The 19,087-nt window shown below is 66.6% G+C and carries 18 protein-coding genes; 8 read left to right on the forward strand and 10 right to left on the reverse strand.

Features of this window, described 5'->3' with window-relative positions; all coding sequences use genetic code 11:
- Nucleotides 1-2: 2 nt before the first annotated feature.
- Nucleotides 3-2,207, reverse strand: a complete 2,205-nt coding sequence (locus H7H34_RS06290; RefSeq protein WP_185924612.1) for a TonB-dependent receptor — start codon at nucleotides 2,205-2,207, stop codon at nucleotides 3-5.
- Nucleotides 2,208-2,715: 508 nt separating this feature from the next.
- Here H7H34_RS06290 and H7H34_RS06295 point away from each other — a divergent pair.
- Entirely contained in the window at nucleotides 2,716-3,546 is an 831-nt protein-coding gene (locus tag H7H34_RS06295; protein ID WP_185924613.1) for a hypothetical protein, read from the forward strand.
- Here the strand turns inward: H7H34_RS06295 and H7H34_RS06300 are convergent.
- From H7H34_RS06300 to dctP, 5 genes are all read right to left on the reverse strand, one after another.
- Nucleotides 3,516-4,415, reverse strand: a complete 900-nt coding sequence (locus H7H34_RS06300; protein ID WP_185924614.1) for a hydroxymethylglutaryl-CoA lyase — start codon at nucleotides 4,413-4,415, stop codon at nucleotides 3,516-3,518. The genes H7H34_RS06295 and H7H34_RS06300 overlap by 31 nt on opposite strands.
- 24 nt (nucleotides 4,416-4,439) lie before the next feature.
- The gene (locus tag H7H34_RS06305) at nucleotides 4,440-5,717 is read right to left on the reverse strand and encodes a hydroxymethylglutaryl-CoA reductase, degradative (protein ID WP_120269000.1); all 1,278 of its coding nucleotides are present in this window, start codon (nucleotides 5,715-5,717) and stop codon (nucleotides 4,440-4,442) included.
- Nucleotides 5,718-5,742: 25 nt separating this feature from the next.
- The gene (locus H7H34_RS06310) at nucleotides 5,743-7,056 is read right to left on the reverse strand and encodes a TRAP transporter large permease (protein WP_185924615.1); all 1,314 of its coding nucleotides are present in this window, start codon (nucleotides 7,054-7,056) and stop codon (nucleotides 5,743-5,745) included.
- Entirely contained in the window at nucleotides 7,053-7,565 is a 513-nt protein-coding gene (locus H7H34_RS06315; protein ID WP_185924616.1) for a TRAP transporter small permease subunit, read from the reverse strand. The genes H7H34_RS06310 and H7H34_RS06315 overlap by 4 nt, the downstream gene beginning before the upstream one ends.
- A gap of 99 nt (nucleotides 7,566-7,664) precedes the next feature.
- On the reverse strand, nucleotides 7,665-8,696 hold the full coding sequence (dctP, locus tag H7H34_RS06320; RefSeq protein ID WP_185924617.1) for a TRAP transporter substrate-binding protein DctP: 1,032 nt from the start codon (nucleotides 8,694-8,696) through the stop codon (nucleotides 7,665-7,667).
- Nucleotides 8,697-8,834: 138 nt separating this feature from the next.
- Between dctP and H7H34_RS06325 the strand changes: the two genes are divergently transcribed.
- Entirely contained in the window at nucleotides 8,835-10,235 is a 1,401-nt protein-coding gene (locus H7H34_RS06325) for an aminotransferase-like domain-containing protein (RefSeq protein ID WP_185924618.1), read from the forward strand.
- On the opposite strand, the gene H7H34_RS06330 is transcribed toward H7H34_RS06325, so the two are convergent.
- Complete coding sequence (locus H7H34_RS06330) at nucleotides 10,219-11,082, reverse strand: shikimate dehydrogenase family protein (RefSeq protein WP_185924619.1); 864 nt, start codon at nucleotides 11,080-11,082, stop codon at nucleotides 10,219-10,221. The genes H7H34_RS06325 and H7H34_RS06330 overlap by 17 nt on opposite strands.
- A gap of 114 nt (nucleotides 11,083-11,196) precedes the next feature.
- Nucleotides 11,197-11,883: a GntR family transcriptional regulator gene (locus tag H7H34_RS06335; RefSeq protein WP_067221755.1), complete on the reverse strand. Its 687-nt coding sequence runs from the start codon at nucleotides 11,881-11,883 to the stop codon at nucleotides 11,197-11,199.
- A gap of 285 nt (nucleotides 11,884-12,168) precedes the next feature.
- On the opposite strand from H7H34_RS06335, the gene H7H34_RS06340 reads away from it, so the two are divergent.
- From H7H34_RS06340 to H7H34_RS06355, 4 genes are all read left to right on the forward strand, one after another.
- Nucleotides 12,169-13,155 carry a sialic acid TRAP transporter substrate-binding protein SiaP gene (locus H7H34_RS06340; protein WP_067221756.1) on the forward strand — a complete coding sequence of 329 codons (987 nt, stop codon included), beginning with the start codon at nucleotides 12,169-12,171 and terminating at the stop codon, nucleotides 13,153-13,155.
- Nucleotides 13,156-13,242: 87 nt separating this feature from the next.
- On the forward strand, nucleotides 13,243-13,767 hold the full coding sequence (locus H7H34_RS06345; RefSeq protein WP_067221757.1) for a TRAP transporter small permease: 525 nt from the start codon (nucleotides 13,243-13,245) through the stop codon (nucleotides 13,765-13,767).
- Entirely contained in the window at nucleotides 13,767-15,059 is a 1,293-nt protein-coding gene (locus H7H34_RS06350; RefSeq protein ID WP_185926459.1) for a TRAP transporter large permease, read from the forward strand. Before H7H34_RS06345 ends, H7H34_RS06350 begins: the two co-directional genes overlap by 1 nt.
- Before the next feature lie 4 nt (nucleotides 15,060-15,063).
- On the forward strand, nucleotides 15,064-15,513 hold the full coding sequence (locus tag H7H34_RS06355; protein WP_097175560.1) for a type II 3-dehydroquinate dehydratase: 450 nt from the start codon (nucleotides 15,064-15,066) through the stop codon (nucleotides 15,511-15,513).
- Nucleotides 15,514-15,525: 12 nt separating this feature from the next.
- Here the strand turns inward: H7H34_RS06355 and H7H34_RS06360 are convergent, their stop codons facing one another.
- On the reverse strand, nucleotides 15,526-16,491 hold the full coding sequence (locus H7H34_RS06360; protein ID WP_185924620.1) for an acyltransferase domain-containing protein: 966 nt from the start codon (nucleotides 16,489-16,491) through the stop codon (nucleotides 15,526-15,528).
- Between H7H34_RS06360 and H7H34_RS06365 the strand changes: the two genes are divergently transcribed.
- Nucleotides 16,490-17,314, forward strand: coding sequence for a 4'-phosphopantetheinyl transferase family protein (locus H7H34_RS06365; RefSeq protein WP_185924621.1), 825 nt, complete (start codon nucleotides 16,490-16,492; stop codon nucleotides 17,312-17,314). The genes H7H34_RS06360 and H7H34_RS06365 overlap by 2 nt on opposite strands.
- Here H7H34_RS06365 and H7H34_RS06370 read toward each other — a convergent pair.
- Nucleotides 17,272-18,138 carry a metallophosphoesterase family protein gene (locus H7H34_RS06370; RefSeq protein WP_185924622.1) on the reverse strand — a complete coding sequence of 289 codons (867 nt, stop codon included), beginning with the start codon at nucleotides 18,136-18,138 and terminating at the stop codon, nucleotides 17,272-17,274. The genes H7H34_RS06365 and H7H34_RS06370 overlap by 43 nt on opposite strands.
- Nucleotides 18,139-18,265: 127 nt before the next feature.
- Between H7H34_RS06370 and H7H34_RS06375 the strand changes: the two genes are divergently transcribed.
- The gene (locus tag H7H34_RS06375; protein ID WP_185924623.1) at nucleotides 18,266-19,072 is read left to right on the forward strand and encodes an FkbM family methyltransferase; all 807 of its coding nucleotides are present in this window, start codon (nucleotides 18,266-18,268) and stop codon (nucleotides 19,070-19,072) included.
- The last annotated feature ends 15 nt before the right edge of the window (nucleotides 19,073-19,087 follow it).

Here is a 19,087-nt window from a genome sequence, read left to right on the forward strand (position 1 = left end):
CGTCAGAACCTCACCCTTGCGCCCAGGCCAAGCGTCCGGCCGGTTCCCGGAATGCCGGCGTAGACGCCGCCCCCGCCGACCGCGTTGCCGGTGCGATAGGCGGACGTCGTGTAGCTCTCGTCGAAGATATTCTCGGCAAAGCCGTAGACGTCGAAACTGTCGCTTTCCCAGCCCGCGCGCAGGTTGACGAGGTTGTACGCATCCAGCCTCCGGCTGTTGGCCGGATCGATCTGGCGCGATCCCACATGCTGGTATTCGGCACGCCCGAAGGCCTCGCCCGCCAGCCCGGCGATCTGCAGCGGATGGCGGTACTCGGCAAACAGCGAGGCGGTGAACTCCGGCGCGTAAGGCACCTCGTTGCCTTCGAGCAATGCGCCGCCGGAGGTGATCTCGGCATGCAGCAGGCCGGCCGCGGCGCCGAAGTGCCAGTTGTCCGTCGGGCGGGCCGTCACGGTCAGCTCCCAGCCATAGCTGCGCGTGTCGGCGTTCTGTACGTCGAAGCGTCCGGCCACCGGGTTGAAGGTGAAGAGCTGCTCGTCGCTCGTGTCGTTCAGGAACACCGCCGTCGACATCTCCAGCCAGTCGGCGAAGGGTCGGCCCTTCAGCCCGGCCTCGTAGGACCATGTGCCGGAGCTCTTGAACTCCGTCAGCGGAATGCCGGCGGAGGCGAACTGGTTGAAGAACAGGTAGCCGCCGGGCTTCTCGCCGCGGGCGATGGTGCCGTAGACGGTGAGCTCCGGCGCCAGGTCGAAGCTGACGCCGGCGCGCCCGGTGACGAAGCCGAAGGTGCTCTCCTGGCTTTCGGCGAAGGCGGCGACACCCGGCACGCCGCCGGGCCGGCCGGCATAGGTGCCGTCGAACTGCTGGCGCTCGTAGGTGTAGCGGGCGCCGCCGATGATCCGCAGCCGCTCCGTGACGGGAACGGTCACCTCGCCGAAGGCGGCAAGGTTGGTCTTCTTCAGCCGGCCGGTATAGGCGCCATTGGCCATGGCAAGGCTGGTGATGTCGGTGGTGCTCTCCAGATCGGAGTACAGTCCGCTGACGCCGGCAACCCACTGTCCGCCCTGGCCGAACTCGCCGTTGAGCCGCAGCTCCTGGCTGACCTGCGAGCTGGTCTCGTCGATCCGCCGCACATTTACCCCCGCCGCGCCGAAGGCGGAGGGCGGCAGGCCGGTCTGCGCGCCGCCGATGAAACCGTCCAGCAGGTCGGCGTCCAGATCGAGCTCGTAATGGCTGATGCCGGTCAGCGAGGTGAGCGTCGCGAAACCGAGATCGTGGGTGATCTCCAGCGATCCGCCGGTGGTCTCGGTCGTCGTCTCGGGAACCGGGGCGAAGGCGTTGCGCGGGAAATGCGGGTCGTCCAGCCACACGCCGGTCGTCGGCCGCTCGCGGGTCCGCGAATGGCGCAGCGACAGCACCGCGTCGGTGCTGTCCGACAGCTCGGCGGCGACCTTGGCCGAGATCGCGCCCGAATACTGCTCGCGCACCGACATGTCATCCTGCACGACATTGCCCAGCCCGTCGAAGACGATGTTGCGGATGTCGCCGTCGAACCCGTAGAGCGTGCCCGAAAGGCGCGCCGAGACACGATCCGTGATCGCCCCGCCGACGCTCGCGTCGAGCTTGCGCTCGCCGTGCGAGCCGACCTCGACCCCGATCTCGCCGCCGAAGTCCGGCGTGGCGTCCTGTGTCGAGACAACCACCGCGCCCGCTTGCGAGTTCAGCCCGAACAGCGTGCCCTGCGGCCCCTTCAGCACCTCGATGGAGCGGACGTCCATGAAGCGTTGGTCGAACACCCGCGCCGGCAGCGGGATGCCGTCGACATAGTAGTTTACGGATGGCGAGATCAGCGCCGACGACGAGCCGATGCCCCGGATGTTGAGCGTGTTGGCGTAGGTCAGGCCGGTGTCGGCGAAGTTGAAGTTCGGCAGCCGCCCGACGAGATCGGCCGTGTTCTTGATGCGCGCGCTTGCGATGTCCTCGGCCGGCAGCGCCTCGACGGTGAACGGCACCTCGCGGATCGGCTCCTCGAACTTGCGCGCCTTGACGACGACGGTGTCCAGCCGGGTCGCGCTGCTGAAGTCGACGGCGGAGAGGTCGATGCCGTCATCGTCGCTGTCCTGAGCCTTCGACGCCGTGGGAGCCGAGACGGCCAGGGCCGCGAAGAGGAGCGTGCAGGTGAGGTCCTTGGCGTGTCGGTTCCGCATGGCGATCCTGTTGTGTGGCGGTCGATTTTGGTTTGTCTACCAACCAACAAATATGAGAGTCAAACTCATATTTGAGCGGATCGCGAAGTACCGGGAACCACGGGGCAGGGCGTGCCTTTGGGGAGGCGGGGATATCTGGAAAAGCCGCTCGGGGATAAGTCGGCACGGCGCGCGGGGATATCTCCAAATCGGGGCCGGACGCGAGTCGGAGCCGAGATGACGCCGCCGACATGTGTCGCCAGACGGGGATTGAGCGGGGACAAATGCTCTCGCGCCTCACTGCTCCGCCGACCTTTTCGCCAGCGCCGGCCCGCCGTCTCCACCGCCTCGGCGATTGCCGATTTCGAGACGGTCACCGCAACTTTGCGCGATTTCGAGACGGAATTTTGCTAAATCCATCTCAATTTTCGAGAGGCAAGCTATTTCAATGGGTTAAACGGGGCGGGACAGGTTTTGCGCTCGCTCGTCTGGCGCGCGCCCTTTGTGGAGCGGCAGGACCTGCTGCATCATGCCCGGTATGTTTCAGACAGGATGTGTTCGAAGCAGTTTGCTCTTCAGTCCTTTTGTCACCCAGGGTGCCGATCTCGAAATGGTTGCCTCTCCATCCTGCTCTCATCTGTGCAGAGCGCTCGCCGCCAGCCTCCACAGAAAGGTCTGGCAGGATGCGCGCGGTGATCTTGAACGTTTTTCGCGTGTCTTCGACTACGGTTCCTCGCATCTGGAGGCGGCACTCCATGCCCTGGAGCGGGTCGGTGCTGTCGAGCGCGTCGAAACGGCGGGATCCTATCGGGTTCTGGTCATTAACGCCGATTTCGATGACTTTGTTTCCGGGATGGAATTCTCTCAGGAGGATCTGGATGAGCTTCTGTCTGCGTTCCTGTCTTGGGAAATCGGCTTTCTGGGCAGGCTTGGCCCATGGGATGAGCCGTTCGAGGTTCCCGGCGATCTCGCCCCGATCTCGGAGCTGCTTCGCGACGCCGGTTATCTGACGCTCGACGGGCCTGGCGCATCGTGGCTGCCGCCCGCGTTGCCCTGGCTTCTTCATGTCGATGCGCTGCGTCACGAAGACTTGCCGCAGGTCGACCCTGCCCGTGTGCAGTCGGCCGTTCTGACGCTTCCGGATGAGATCCGTACTGTCCTCGTTCGACACTCAAGTGCCCGTAACCTCTACGAGAATGCAAGGTTTCTGTGCTTGTACTGGAGCGCGAGCGGATGGGATCCTGATCGACAGGCGCCATCATGGGCGACATCGAGCTGGGATGTTCCGCTGATCTTTTCTGTACTTGAGATTCTGGCGAGCGCTGAGTCTCAGCAGGTGCCGCCGCGCAGCGCCTTGTAGACGCGGCTGGTCGGGCGGATGCCCATCTCGCGCTCGATGAAGGCGACCGCGTCGAGCAGCGGTTCCATCGCAATGTCGCACTCGTAGCCGTCGCCCTGCAGCAGGTAGAGCACGTCCTCGGTCGCAACGTTTCCGGCCGCTCCCGGCGCGAAGGGGCAGCCGCCGAGCCCGCCGGCGGCCGCATCGACGGTCCGGATGCCAAGGCGCAGGGCCTCGGCGACATTGGCGATGCCCATTCCGTAGGTGTCGTGAAAATGCGCGGCCAGCTCGGCGAGCGGCACGTGCCTGGCGACCGCCTCCATCACCGCGGCGATGCGCGCCGGCGTCGCCTTGCCCAGCGTTTCGCCGAGCGAAATCTCGCCGCAGCCCATGTCCTTCAGCGCCCGCGACACGTCAGCCACCGGGGCGGGCGCGATCCGTCCCGCATAGGGGCAGTCGGTGATCGTCGAGACGTAGCCGCGCACGAAAACACCGGAATTCCGCGCTTTTTCGATGAGCGGGCGAAACCGGTCGAGCGACTCGGCGACGGTGCAGCCGATGTTCTTTTCCGCAAACGCGTCGCTTGCGGCGGTGAACACGGCGACCGACCGGGCGCCGTGCTCGATGGCCTGGTCGAGGCCGCGTTCGTTGGCGACGAGCACCATGTCGCCGTCCCGCTGGCGCGAGCCGGTCGCGGCCATCACCTCGGCGGTGTCGGCCATCCGCGGCACGGCCTTGGGAGAGACGAACGAGCCGACCTCGATGCGCCCTGCGCCGGCCCGGCGCAGATGCTCGACGAGGCCGATGCGCGCTGCCGTCGCGATGGGCTCCTTGCGGGCCTGCAGCCCGTCGCGCGGGCCGACTTCGACGATCTGAACGCGCTCGCTCATTCCGCTCTCCCTGCTCCGGCCGGCTTACTTGCCGGCGCGAAGCCGCGCGAGGATCTCCTCGGCGACGTCCTGGCGAACCTTGCCGAGCGCCTTGAGTTCGCTCGCCACCTGGTCGATCTCGTCCCCGACCGCGCCCACCAGCAGGGCGACGTTCTGGGCGTGCAGCGCCATGTGGCCCTTCTGGATGCCGGTGGTCGCCAGCGCCCGCATCGCCGCGAAATTCTGCGCCAGGCCGATGGAGACGATGATCCGCGCCAGCTGGTCGGCGGTCTCGACGCCCAGCAGCTTGAGGCAGGCCTGCGCGGTCGGATGGATCTTGGTCGCGCCGCCGATCAGGCCGACGGCCATCGGCATTTCCAGGATGCCGACGAGGTTGCCGTCCGCGTCCTCCTCCCAGCGCGACATCGAGCCGTAATGGCCGTTGCGCGCGACGAAGGAATGGGCGCCGGCCTCGATGGCGCGGGTGTCGTTGCCGGTGGCCAGCACCACGGCGCTGACGCCGTTCATGATGCCCTTGTTGTGGGTCGCGGCGCGGTAGGGATCGGCATCGGCGAAATGGTAGGCCGAGATCATGTCGTCGCGGACCTCTTCGCCGCCGATCTCCTCCAGCGGCCACACGGCGCGGGCGCGCACCACGCGGCGGTCGGCCAGATTGGTCAGGATCCGCAGCAGGCTGCGGGCGCCGGTCCACTCCACCAGCCGCGGCGCCAGCGCCTCGGCCATGCTGTTGACCGCGTTGGCGCCCATCGCGTCGCGCGTGTCGACGATAATGTGGACGATGGTCATCGGCCCTTCGGCCGTCTCGATCACCCGCACCTCGATGTCGCGGAAACCGCCGCCGAACTTGACCAGCAGCGGGTCGGTCTCGTTGCAGATGGTCCGGATCTCGTCGAGCCGCTCATAGACCTTGAGGCGTACCTGCTCGGGGTCGCTGGCGCCCAGCAACTGGATCTGCGCGGCCATCACCGGGCCGGACGAGGAGGTGAAGAAACCGCCCGTCGGCCGGCAGCGCTTGGCCGCGTTGCAGACGGCGGCGATGACGGAGGACTCCTCGGTCGCCATCGGCACCAGGACCTCGCGGCCGTCGACGATCATGTTGGTGGCGACGCCGATGGGAATGGCGATGCTGGAGATCGCGTTCTCCACCAGCCGGTCGGCGAGCTCGATCCGCCCTTCCGCCGCCTGGGCGAGGCTGGCGATGGCCTCGTTGCCGAGGCCCGCCTTGGCGGCCACCGCCTGCAGGCGGTCGGCCGGCGTCATCTTGTGAAGACCTTCGATACGGGAGGATCGAGCGTCGCTCATGGTCAGTCCTGTCCTGGGTGAGTTCTTACTGGATCATGGAACGCGGCAGCCACAGCACCAGCTCGGGGAACATGGCGCAGATCAGGATGCCGAGGGCCTGGAGGAGCATGAAAGGGATGATGGCGCGGTAGACCGTACCCATGCCGATGCCGGCGGGCAGGACCCCCTTCATGTAGAAAAGTGTGTAGCCGAAGGGCGGCGAGATGTAGGCCATCTGCGCCGAGACGAGAAACAGGATGCCGAACCACAGCCGGTCGAATCCAAGGAAGTCGATCACCGGCAGGAACACCGGCACGCACAGCAGGATGATGCCGATCTCGTCCAGGAACATGCCCAGGAAGAACAGGATCGCCAGCATGACCACCAGCACGACCCAGCGGTTGGCGTCGAGGTCCTGGATGAAACCGAGCAGGAAGTCGGCACCGCCCGTGCCGGTAAAGATCGCCACGAAGGCACGCGCGCCGATGGTGATCCACAGGATCATGGTCGTGACCTTGACCACGTCGAGGGCAACGCCGGTGATCAGCTCGCCATTGAGCCGGCGCTCGATCAGCGCCGAGACGAAGGCGAGCGCGACACCGACGGCGGCGGCTTCGGTCGGGGTGGCGATGCCCATGTAGATCGTGCCGAGCACGCCGACGATGATCAGCATCGGCAGGATCAGCGACTTCAGCGCGCCGAGCCGCATGGCCCAGGTGATGCCCTCGCTGTCCGTCGGGCGCGGGGCGATCGACGGGTTCAGCGCCGAGCGCAGCACGATGTAGCCGATATAGAGCGAGGCCAGCAGCAGGCCCGGCACCACGCCGGCAATGAACATCTGGCCGATGGAGGCCTGCGCCGTCACCGCATAGACGATGGTGATCACCGACGGCGGGATCAGGATGCCGAGCGTGCCGCCGGCGCAGATCGTGCCGATGGCCAGCTCCGGCTGGTAGCCGCGCTTCAGCATCGACGGCAGGGCCAGCATGCCCATGGCCGCGACGGCCGCGCCGACGATGCCGGTCATTGCGGCGATGATGGTGCAGATGGCCACCGTGCCGACGGCAAGGCCGCCCGGCAGGCGCCGCGACCAGATCTCCATCGCCTTGTACAGGCTCTCGATCACGCCGGAGCGCTGCAGCACGCTGGCCATCATCACGTAGAGCGGGATCGCCAGCAGCGATTCCGAGCGCATCGTGTCGTAGAGGTTCAGCACCGTCACGGTGAGGGCCGACGGGCCCCACAGGACGACGGTGAAGAACAGCGCCAGCGAGCCGAGAACGAAGGCGAGCGGCAGGCCGGTGAGCAGCAGGCCGACGAGGCCGCTGAACATCACCATGAGAACGAGTTCGGAGCTCACGGGCGTGCCTCCTTGGCGGGGGCCGCGGGCGGCGTGCGCAGTGCCATGGCGGCTTCGACGAGCGCCTGGGCGAACAGCATCAGGAAGGCGAAGGGCACGATGAACTTGATCCACCAGATCGGCGGGTTCCAGGCCGAGAAGCTGGTCTCGCCGAGCTGGAAGGCGTTGACCGCGAGCGGCCAGCTCACCCAGCCGAGCACGGCGGCGAACGCTGCGATCACCAGCAGGCCGAAGATTTCGAGGACCTGTCGGGTGCGCCCGGAGGCGCGCTCGGAAAGAATGTCGACGGCGACATGCCCGCGCAGGTGCAGCAGGTACGGGCCTGCCAGCATGAAATGCGGTCCGAACAGGAGCGTGCTCGCTTCCATCGCCCAGACGGTCGGGGCGTTGAAGGCGTAGCGGGCCACCACCTCGTAGAGCAGCATCGGCACCACGGCGAAGATCGCGAGTGCGGCAATGCCGAAGAGGATCCGGTTGAGGCCGGTGACGAAGTTGAAGACTGGGGTCATGAAGAAAAGCCTGCTGTCGGTGACCGTCTGCTGTGGGTCAGGCAGGACGCAGCAAAACGGCGGGCGACGCAAGCGCGCCGCCCGCCCGGTAGGAAAGGCTCAGAGGAGCCCCAAAGACTGCATGAAGGCGGTCTGGCTCTCGACGATCTTGGTCGCCAGCGCGTCGCCCTTGGTCGCGGTCTTCCACGAGGTGACGGCCTTGCTGCGCGCTTCGGCGATGTCGGCCGGGTCGAGACGGATGATCTCGACGCCCTTCTCGCGATACTTGTCGAGGACGATCGTGTCCTGGACGATGATGCGCTGGCGCAGCGAACCGGAGATCTCGCGGGCCGCGACCGCAAGCGCGGCCTTGAACGAGGCCGGCAGGGCCTCGTAGGCGGCCGTGTTGGCCACGTAGCTGGTGGCGGTCGTCGGCTGGTGCACGCCCGGCAGGATGATGAACTTGGCCACCTCGGCAAGGCCCGCCTCGAAGTTGGCGGTCAGGTCGCCGCGGTCGGCGAAGTCGATCAGGCCCTTCTCGAGGCCGGAATAGACGTCGGCGGTCGCCATCGGGGTCACGGCAACGCCGAGGTCGCCCATCACCGCGGAGGCGAGGCCCACGAAGCGGCCCTTCTTGCCGGCCATGTCGGCAATGCTCTCGATCTTGACGGTCGAGTGCATCGGCTCTTCGCCGTAGACGGTCGGGGCGATGTAGAACAGGCCGGCCTTGCCGTAGGCCTCGCGGGCCATGTCGAGGCCGCCGAGCTCGTAGAACCACGCCTCGTACTGGTCGGGATCCGGGAAGCCGAAGGGAATGGTCGAGGTGAAGGCGAAGGACGGGATCTTGCCGGCCTCGTAGCCGTCGAAGGTCTTCATCATCTGGAACGCGCCGCTACGCACCGCGTCGAAGGCCTGCGCCGCCGGGACCAGCTGGCCGGCCGAGAACAGCTTGATGTCGAACTTGCCGTCGGTCAGCTCCGCAACGCGGGCGACAAAGGCCTTCTCGAATTCGAACGGCGTGGTGCCACCGTCCCACAGAGCCTGCATGCGCCACGTGACGGCTTCCTGCGCGCGGGCGACCGCGGGCATGGCAAGCGCGCCACCGCCAATGGCGGAAGCGGCGAGAAAACGGCGTCTGGAAACATCCTTCATGTGCATCCTCCCGGATAGCTGGTTTTTTATCTCCGCGAACTGTCATAAGAATGACTGGGACAATCAAGGGACAGTTGCTGTCAATTTTGCGATGACTGTCCCAATTTTAATACTGGGACAGTGGTCGGGAAACGGCAGATGGCGCGGCTTTCACGAGCAGACACGATCGTCCAGCATGTCAGCGGGTTGCTGTCCGCGGGCGCCTACAAGGCAGGCGAGCGGCTGCCGTCCGTGCGCCAGGCTGCGCGCGAACACGGCGTTTCGAAGAACACCATGGCCGAGGCCTACGACCGGCTGGTGGCGCGGGGCCTGCTCGAATCGCGGGCCGGGTCCGGATACTACGTCGCCCAGTTCCAGCCGCCGCGCCAGGTGCCGCCCGCCGCCCATGTCGCCGCCGCTGTCGATGTGGTCTCCCTGCTGCGCGAACAGCTCGACCAGCATTACGAGGTGCGCCCCGGCGACGGCCGCCCGCCGCCGCTTTGGATGGAGGGCTCGGAGCTCAAGCGCTATTTCTCGGTGTTCAAGGCTGCCGGCCCCGCCTCCGTCGATTTCGGCTATGGCAGCTCCTGGGGCTATGCGCCCTTGCGCGAGCGCCTGCGCGTCCTGCTCATGGAGCGGGCCATCGCGGTGCAGCCGGACGGATTGCTGCTCACCCACGGGGTCAATCACGGTGTCGACCTGATCATCCGACACCTGATCGAGCCCGGCGATACGGTCTTCGTCGACGATCCCGGCTACTATCCGCTGTTCGGCAAGCTGACGCTGGCCAAGGCGAAGATGGTCGGCATCCGCCGCCTGCATGACGGGCCGGACCTCGATGACCTTGCCGCGAAGCTCGCCATCCACCGTCCGAAGATCTTCTTCACCCAGTCGCTGGCCCACAATCCGACCGGCGGCTCGCTGTCGCCGGCGGTGGCCTTCGGGCTGATGCGGCTTGCCGAACGCTGGGGCTTCCTGCTTGTGGAGAACGATGTGCTCGGCGACATCCTGCCGGCGACGCTGCCGCGCCTTGCCGCGCTCGACCAGCTCAACCGCGTGCTCTATGTCGGCACCTTTTCCAAGACCCTGTCGGCGAGCCTGCGCTGCGGCTTCGTCGCCGGGCACCCGTCGATCATCTCCTCGCTCGGCAATCTCAAGATGCTGACGACAGTCGCAACGTCCGACTATGTCGAGCGCTTCGTCTTCAAGCTGATCCAGGACGGCCACTACCTGCGGCACCTGCGCCGGCTGAGGGCGCGCGTGGAGGAGGCGCACAAGGCCTCGCTCGACCAGATGGAGGCGCTGGGGCTGACGGTGCGCGCCAGCGTGACGCCGGGCTTCTATCTCTGGACGGAGTTTCCCGAAGGCATCGACGAGCTGGAGCTCTGCCGCAAGGCGGCCGAGCGCAGCATCTTTCTGGCACCCGGAAGCGTGTTCACGCCCGATCGTTCGGCGCCGGACCGGGCAGGGCGCGGCCGCGCGGCGATCCGGATCAATGTCGCCTACGGCACCAATCCGCGCTTCATCGAGTTCCTGCGGGACATCATGGCCGGGCGCTGACGGCCTCCGGTGCAGCGTCCTGCGCGGCCAGCGCATCACGCAGGGCCCTCGGGTCGACTTCGGCGCCGGTGAAATGGCGGAACGCGTCGATCCCCTGGTGGAAGAACAGCTCGTAGCCGCTGATGATCGTCGCGCCGGCCGCTTGCGCACCCGCCAGGAAGGCGGTGTCGATGGGCGTGTAGACCGCGTCGAACGCCCAGGACGCGCCGCGCATCAGGCCGGTATCGATGGGGCTTCCCGGATTGCCGACCATGCCGACGGGGGTGCAGTTGAGGAAGCCGTCGGCTCCCTCCGCCGCCTCTTCCGCCGTCTCCACATGGCGCGCGCCGGGCAGGATGCCGCCCTCGCGCAAGGCGCGGGCAAGGGCAGCCGCGCGTGTGCTGTCCCGGTCGAAGATCCGAAGGTCCCCGGCACCCAGCGTTGAAAGCGCGAAGGCGATGGCCTTGCCGACCCCGCCGGCGCCGATCATCGCCACGCGGCCGGGCGAGGCGGCTCCGAAGCCGGCGCGAAAGGCCGAGATGAAGCCGGAATGGTCCGTGTTGTGTCCCTCCGGCCGGCCTGGACCGAACAGCACGGTGTTGCAGGCGCCGATGGCGCGGATGCGCGCGTCGGGTACGACAAGCTGCGCGACCACCTGCTCCTTGTAGGGGTAGGTGATGTTGATGCCCCGATAGCCCTCCTCGACGCAGCGCCGGAACACGGCGTCGAAGGACAGCCCGAGATCGCGGGGAACCAGCCGTTCGTAGGTCACATCGAGCCCGCAAAGCCGGCCGGCCTCCACATGCAGGCGGGGTGATTGAGAGCGGGCGATGTTGTCGCCGATGAGGCCGAGCCTGATGACGGCCATGGTGGTTCCCTCTGGCGCTGTCTGTGACGAATGGCCGGAGGTTAGTCGCTGGTGAGCGAGCTATCAACGAGTGTTTTTGTTTTTATCCGATATTTTCAGTTTCGTTGGTTGTGTTTATCGGATCGTCCCGGTCGCCAGGGCGTGTTCGACGCCGCCTTCCACATGGCGGATGAGCACTGCCCGCGCCTGCTCGGCATCGCGGGAAATGGCGCATTCGCGCAGGATCCGGTGCTCCTCGGCGGCGATCTCGCCGCGGAAGGACAGGGCGATCATCTGGTAGCGCAGGTACTTGTCGAAGACGCCGGCATGGGTCTCCATCAGCACGGCCGAGCCGCAGGCGGAGATCAGCGCCTGATGGAACTCCCAGTCGTAGCGCTTCCAGACCTCGGTCTGGCTGCGGTCTCCGCCCTGCATCCGCTGCTCCAGCGTCGCCAGCTTGTGATGGGCCGCGACCACCCGGCCTTCCCATTCCATGTCGCCGCCAGCGAAGGACAGCACCAGCGCATGGCTTTCCAGAAGCAGGCGTAATTCCGCGATTTGCTTGAGGTTTTCGACGGAGACCGGGGCGACTTCGAACCCCCGCTGGCCCTCTGCAATGACGAGGCTTTCCGACGACAGGCGGTTCAGGATCTCGCGCAGGGTGCTGATGCTGGCGCCATAGGCATCGCGCAGCCGGTCGAGCTTGAGCTTCTGGCCCGGAGCCAGCCGGCCGAAGATGATGTCGGTGCGGATCCGGCGATAGGCGTTCTCGCCGATCGTCTGGGTCTGGTCGCCGTCTGTGGCGGAAGCGTCGTGTTTCATAGGATCGTGATAATGTCGGATCGCCTGCAAGGCAACGCGGTTGCCGGCCGGGGTGGTGGAAGGTCGGGGCCGCAAGGCGCGAGGCGGCGGCGGACTGCGGTTTCGGGGAAAGCCATCTGTGCGCCAGGATGGAGGTTTAGGGTCGGGTCGATAAATGATGTAATCGAAAATATCATAGATTTTTGCAATCGACTATTGATGCGGCGTCCCTCTAGTGGCATGAATCCCCTATGACGGGCCGGCGACGCGGGCCTCCGTCAACGAAAATGGCTTGGGAGGAGTGCCATGTTCACTTTCACACGACGGTCGCTGATCGCGGCCGGCACTGCGCTGGCGATTGCCGGGTTTGCCACCACGGCGATGGCCCAGGACAAGGTCCAGCTTCGCTTTTCCGCCGTCTTCTCGGACCAGGACATCCGGGCCGGGATGATGCAGCGCTTCGCCGACGGTATCGGCGACGGCTTCGACTACCAGGGCTACTACGGCGGCACGCTGTTCAAGCAGGGCACCGAGCTCGTCGCCCTGCAGCGCGGCAACCTGGAGATGGGCAACATCGCCCCCCAGGACATCTCCAACCAGATCCCCGAGTGGTCGGCGCTGACCTCGGCCTATCTTTTCCGCGACGCGGATCACCTGCGCACCTTCTTCGCCAGCGATGTCGGCAAGGAGATGTCGCAGATGGTCGAGGACCGGCTGAAGGTGAAGATCCTCGGCCCGACCTATTTCGGCTCGCGGCAGGTGGGCCTGCGCGTCGACAAGAAGATCGAGACGCCCGCCGACATGGCCGGCATCAAGCTGCGCATGCCCGGCGGCGATGCCTGGCAGTTCCTGGGGCAGGCGCTGGGCGCCAACCCGACGCCGATGGCCTATGCCGAGGTCTATACGGGCCTCCAGACCGGTGCCATCGACGGCCAGGACAACCCGCTGCCGAACGTCCAGAACATGAAGTTCTACGAGGTGATGTCGCAGATCGTCCTGACCTCGCATCTGGTCGGCTATGACCTGCTGACGATCTCGCTCGACACCTGGAATGCTCTCTCGCCCGAACAGCAGGCGAAGGTGCAGGAAGCCGCCGACGCGGCCATCGCCTGGAGCACCGCCGAGCACATCAAGCGCGAGGAGGAGCTGGCAGCCTTCTTCAAGGAGCAGGGCTTGCAGATCTACAAGCCGAATGTCGATGCCTTCCGCACCCATGCGCAGAAGATGTATCTGGAATCGGACCTGGCGAAGGACTGGCCCGAGGGCCTGATCGATCGTATCAACGCACTTTGACCGGTGCTGCGGGGGAGGGCACGTGTCCTCCCCCGCTTGTCTGCCGCGCCGTTGACGACCCTTGCCCCGAACGCTCCGGAGGCCCGCATGCGGATCGCCCAGATCGGCCGCTTCCTGTATCGCCGCGCAGAAAACCTGCTCGCCCTGATGCTGGCGGTGATGTTCATCGCCTTCCTGCTGCAGATCGCCTTCCGCTACCTCCTCAACCTGCCGACCGGCTGGACCTCGGAACTGACCGTGGTGATGTGGCTGTGGCTGGTGCTGTGGGGCGCGGCCTTCGTCCTGCGCGAGGATGAGGAGATCCGCTTCGACCTCCTGCATTCCGGCGTCGGACCGCGGGCGCGGCGGATCATGACGGCCCTTGGCGCTCTCGCCCTGATCGGGCTCTATCTTCTGTCGCTGCCGGCCGTCGTCGACTACGTGACCTTCATGAAGGTGCAGTCGACCGCCTATCTGAAGATCCGCTTCGACCACCTGTTCTCGATTTATGTGGTCTTCGCGGTGGCCGTGCTCGTCCGCTACCTGTGGATCCTCTGGCGCGCCGTTTCGGGCAGCGACGGCAGGGACCGCGACGGCAACAGTGCCGCGCCGACATCGGAGGGGCAGGCGTGATCGATCCCTTTGCCGCCTGCATCGTCGCGATCCTCGGGCTTGCCCTGCTCGGGCTGCCCATCGGCCACTCGATGATCGCCGGCTCGATCCTCTATCTCTATCTCGCCGGCCTCGACATGGGCACGGCGGCCGAGCAGCTGTTGAACGGCATGTACACCAGCTACGTGCTGCTCGCCGTGCCGCTGTTCATCCTCTCGGCCGAGATCATGAATTCCGGCTCGATGACGCTGCGCCTGCTCGATTTCTGCAATGCGCTGGTCGGCCGGTTCCGCGGCGGCCTGGCGCAGGTCAACGTCATCCAGTCGATCATCTTCGCCGGCATGTCCGGCTCGGCCATCGCCGATGCGGCCGGCGTCGGCAAGATGATGCAGAAGATGATGACCGAGGGCGGGCGCTATCCGGCGAGCTTTGCAGCCGCCCTGACGGCCGCGACCTCGGTGATCGGGCCGATCATTCCGCCCTCGATCCCCGTGGTGCTCTACGCGCTCGTCTCCGATGCCTCCATCGGCTACCTGTTCCTCGGCGGCATGGTTCCCGGCCTGCTGATGGGCGGCACGTTGATGCTGCTGGTGATGCTGACCGCGCGCCGGCGCGCCTTTCCGGTCGAGACCCCGGTCCCCTTTCGCGAGATCCCCGGCATCACCTTCAGGGCGCTGCCGGCGCTGATGATGCCGGTGGTGCTGCTCGGCGGCATCTATTCCGGCATGACCACGCCGACGGAAGCCGCCGCCATCGCTGCCGCCTATGCCTTCCTGATCTCGGCGCTGGTCTACCGGACGGTGACGCCCGCCAGCGCCTATCGCTCGGTCCTGTCGAGCGCCCGCACCACCGCCTCCATCGGCATGCTGATCGCCGGTGCGCTGGTCTTCAACTACGTGGTGACGGTGGAGAACATCCCGCGCACCCTGACCGTGTTCATCCAGGGTCTGGACCTGTCGCCGCTCGCCTTCCTGATCCTCGTCAACATCCTGCTGCTGCTGCTCGGCTGCCTGCTGGAGGGCACGACGATCATCCTGATCGTGCTGCCGGTGCTGATCCCGACCGCCAAGGCGCTTGGCATCGATCTGGTGCATTTCGGCATCGTCAGCGTCGTCAACATCATGATCGGCCTGATCACGCCGCCCTACGGCCTGCTGCTCTTCATCATGACCAATATCGGCAAGGTGAGCCTCAGCGCGCTGGTGCGCGAGGTGATGCCGTTCCTCTACGCGCTGCTCTTCGCATTGGGGCTGATCACGCTCTTCCCCGATCTCGTTCTCTTCCTGCCACGCCTCTTCGGATACCAGGGCTGATACCATGTCTGCACCGATCTACGTCCTCAACGGTCCCAACCTGAACCGTCTCGGCACGCGCGAGCCGGAAATCTACGGTCGCACCACGCTCGCCGAGGTCGAGGCGATGTGCCGCGAGGCGGCCGGCGGCCATCCGCTGGAATTCCGCCAGTCCAATCGCGAATACGAGATCATCGACTGGGTCCACGAGGCGATCGACCGGGAGGCGGCGGGCATCGTCATTAATCCGGCCGCCTTCACCTTCACCTCCATCGCCATTCTCGATGCGCTGAAGATGTTTCCCGGGCCGCTCATCGAGCTGCACATCTCCAACGTCCACCGGCGCGAGGAGATCTATCACCGCTCGCTGGTCTCGCGCACGGCGACAGCCGTCATCGCAGGGCTGGGCGCGCAGGGCTATCCGGTCGCGGTCGGGGCCGTGCTGGAGCTCGCAGCGCGGCGCAAGGCCGCCTGAGCCGTCGACAGCTCAGGCCGTTTCCAGCAGCTTCGCAAGACGCCGCAGGTTGCCGCCGAAGGGCGACAGCACCGCGCTGAAGCGCGAGCGCGACGCCTCGCCGAGGTCCTGCCGGATGATGGCCGCAAGGCTTCCCGTGGCGCTGAGGTCGATGTAGTGGGCGCCGCCCTGCGCTTCGATGGCCGCAACGCTGGCACCGAGCCGCATCGGTTCGCGCACGATCCGCCAGGCAAGATCCGGAACGCCGGGCTTCACCGGCGCACCGAGGCAGGCGGACCAGACCGGCCAGAACGGGCTTTCCAGCCGCTCAGCCGCTGCATCGGCGATGACGGCGGCGCGCGCGGGCTCGATCCAGCTCGAGTGAAAGGCGAAGGGCACCGGCAGCCGCTGGAACGGCGCGTCGAGCCGGGTGAGGATCGCCTCCACCTCGGCGACATTCTCGCCCGGCATGGCCAGCACATGGTGGCGTTCGGCGTTGATGCCGGCAAGCTCGGCAAGGTGCCCGAGACGGGGCTCGCTCTCGCACAGCGACGGCGGGCCGAGGACGGCGATCAGCGCGCCGGGCGCGCAGCTTTCCAGGAACAGGCGCGGCTGGCGGGCGACGGCGGCAAGCGCCGTCTCGAACGGCACCATCCCGGCGACGCTCATGGCGGCGAATTCCCCGAGGCTGACGCCCAGCAGCATGTCGGGGCGGATACCCTTGTGCTGCAGCAGCTTGGCCATGGCGAACTGGGTCATGAAGATCGCCGGATGGGTGTGCTCCAGCCGGTCGAAGGGCTCGCTGGCGCGCCGTCCGCTCGCATGGATTTCGGCGAGCGGCGAGACGCCGTGCCGGTCGCGCACGATGGCGTCGCCGATTTCCATCCATTGCCTGAACACCGGTTCTTCGGCAAGAAGGTCAGCGGCCATGTGGTAGTACTGGGAGCCCTGGCCGGCGAAGCAGAAGACGATCGGCAGGGACGACGGAGCAGGCGGCATGCAGGAATCCTGGCAGGGCGGTGCGAAGCAGGAGGGCTCTATCTCGCACGGCCCGCCCTTTCGCGACAAGCTCGAGGCGGGCGTCGATCACGTCACGGTTTGGTGGCTGGACCTGAAGAGCATTCGCGAGGACGACTGGCAGCTGCTTGAAAGCCTGCTGGAAGACAGCGAACTGGAGCGCTCGACCCGTTTCCATTTCGACCGCGATCGAGACGTCTACATCGCCGCCCATGCGCTGACGCGCGGCCTCCTGACCTGGTGGACGGGCCTGCCGGCACGCGACTGGCGCTTCATCGCCGGCGATCATGGCAAGCCCGAGGTGACGCCGCCGCCCGGCCTGCCGCGTCTTCGGGTGAACCTGTCCCACACGCGGGAACTGGCAGCCGTCGCCCTGACGGTCGACAACGATGTTGGCGTCGATGTGGAGTGGCTGGAGCGGGTCAACGATGTTGATCAGCTGGCGAAACGCGTCTTCGCTGCGGATGAGCGCGCGCTGCTGGCCGCAACGCCGAGCGAGCGCAAGACCGAGATCTTCCTCACCTTCTGGACGCTGAAGGAGGCCTATGTGAAGGCCATCGGCAAGGGGCTGTCGCAGCCGCTCGATGCCTTCGCCTTCACCCTGGAGCCGCCGGTGATCCGCTTCGACGATATCGAGGCGGACGATGCAGCGCTCTGGCGCTTCCGGCATCTGCGGCCGACGGACCGGCACAAGCTTGCCGTCGGCGTGCGCCATCCCCATCCCGAGCGCCTGTCGATGGAGATCGGCGAGGCGCCCCTCGACTACTTGCGGAACCTCGGCGCGGCGAGTTCGTCCTCGGCCTGATCGGGGCCGGGCAGCACCTCGCGGATATAGGCGGCCATGCCGCGCGACTGGTCCCATTGGCGCGGGTAGCCGAGCGAGACTTCCTCGAAGCGGGTTCCGTCGCGCCAGTCGGTGCGCCGCACATGCAGATGGCCGGAGACCACGGCGCGTGCGTTGAACCGCCGGTGCCAGTCGGCTGTCGCCCGCGTCCCGCACCAGGGCGTGAAGCGCGGCGCGCGCGGAATGTGGATGAGATCCTCGCGCAGCGGAAAATGGTTGATCAGCACCGTCGGCATGTCCGGGGGCAGGGCGGCCAGTCGCGCCTCCGTCTGCCGCAGGCGCTCGCTGCACCAGGCCTCGCGCGAGGCGAAGGGGGCGGGATTGAGGAACATCTCGTCGGCGCAGACCGAGCCCATCTCGCGCGCCCAGCCGACGACGCCGTCGCGGCTGACATGCGCCGGGCGGAAACTGTAGTCGTAGAGCAGGAACAACGGCGCGATGGCGCAGGGGCCGCCGTCGCCGGTCCAGATCTCGTACGGGTCTTCCGGGGTGACGACGCCATGCGCGCGCGCCGTCTCGACGAGGCGGCGGTAGCGCTCCTCGCCCACCAGCGCGGGCAGCCCCGTCTCCTCCGGAATTGCCCACAGGTCGTGATTGCCCGGAACCCAGAACACACGCGCGAAGCGGCGTGTCAGCTCGGTGAAGGCAAGGCGCATGTGCTCGAACCGCTCGCCGACATCGCCGGCCAGAATCAGCCAGTCGTCGGAATAGTCCGGCAGCGCGACAAGGGCGTCGCGGTTTGCCGGGCTGGCGAGATGCAGGTCGCTGATGGCGCGAAGTTTCATGCGGGGGCCTTGCCGGGAACCATGTCCGGGATCGTTCCTTGACCCCTGTTTTCACATGGGGAACACTCGCTACCGACGTCAACCCCTTGAGGCGCGTTATGATTCCCCTTCGGCGACGGACGATCCCGTGACCTTGAAGACTGCGCTTCTGCCCGACGGCCGGGAAATCGCCTGCATCAACCCCTACGAGGTTGATTTTGCAGTGCATGAGATCTTTTCGCAGGACCTTGCAGCGCATGGCCTGAGCCCGCCGCAGGACGGAACGATCTTCGATGTCGGCGCGAATATCGGCCTGTTCTCGCTCTATGCGCTCCAGCAGGCGCCGTCCGCGCGTATCATCGCCTTCGAGCCGGTGCCGCAGGTCTTTGCCGCGCTGGAACGCAACCTGGAGGCCGCCGGGCCGCAGGCCCTTGCCGTGCCGCTGGGGCTTGGCGCCACGGCCGGCGAGGTGGAGTTCGACTATTTTCCCGGCGTTGCCGCATTGTCGACCGCGCATAGCGAGGTCGGCGAGCGGATGGCCGGCGGCATTCGCGACCTTCTCACGGGAAGCGCCGGCGAGGCGGTGCGCGCCGTGATCGAGCGCACCGGTGCCGGCGAACTGGCGCAGACGGAGGGCTTTCTCGATACGCTGCTCCGGGTGGAGCGGGTGCGGGCCCGCATCGACACCGTGTCGTCGCAGATGGCAGCCTACGGTGTCGAGGCGATCGACCTTCTGAAGATCGATACGGAAGGCGCCGAGGAGGAGGTGCTTGCCGGCATCAAGGAGGCCGACTGGCCGCGCATCCGCCAGCTGATGGTCGAGGTGCATCTGGGCCGGCCGAAACTGGAAGAGATCGCGTCCGGGCTGGCGGCGCGCGGCTATCGGGTGACGACCGACACGCATCCGCTTGCCGAAGGCGGGGCCGCGGTGTTTCACATCTACGCGGCGCGATAGGAGCGGGCGGGGCGC

Source organism: Stappia sp. 28M-7 (assembly GCF_014252955.1).
Taxonomy (GTDB): domain Bacteria; phylum Pseudomonadota; class Alphaproteobacteria; order Rhizobiales; family Stappiaceae; genus Stappia.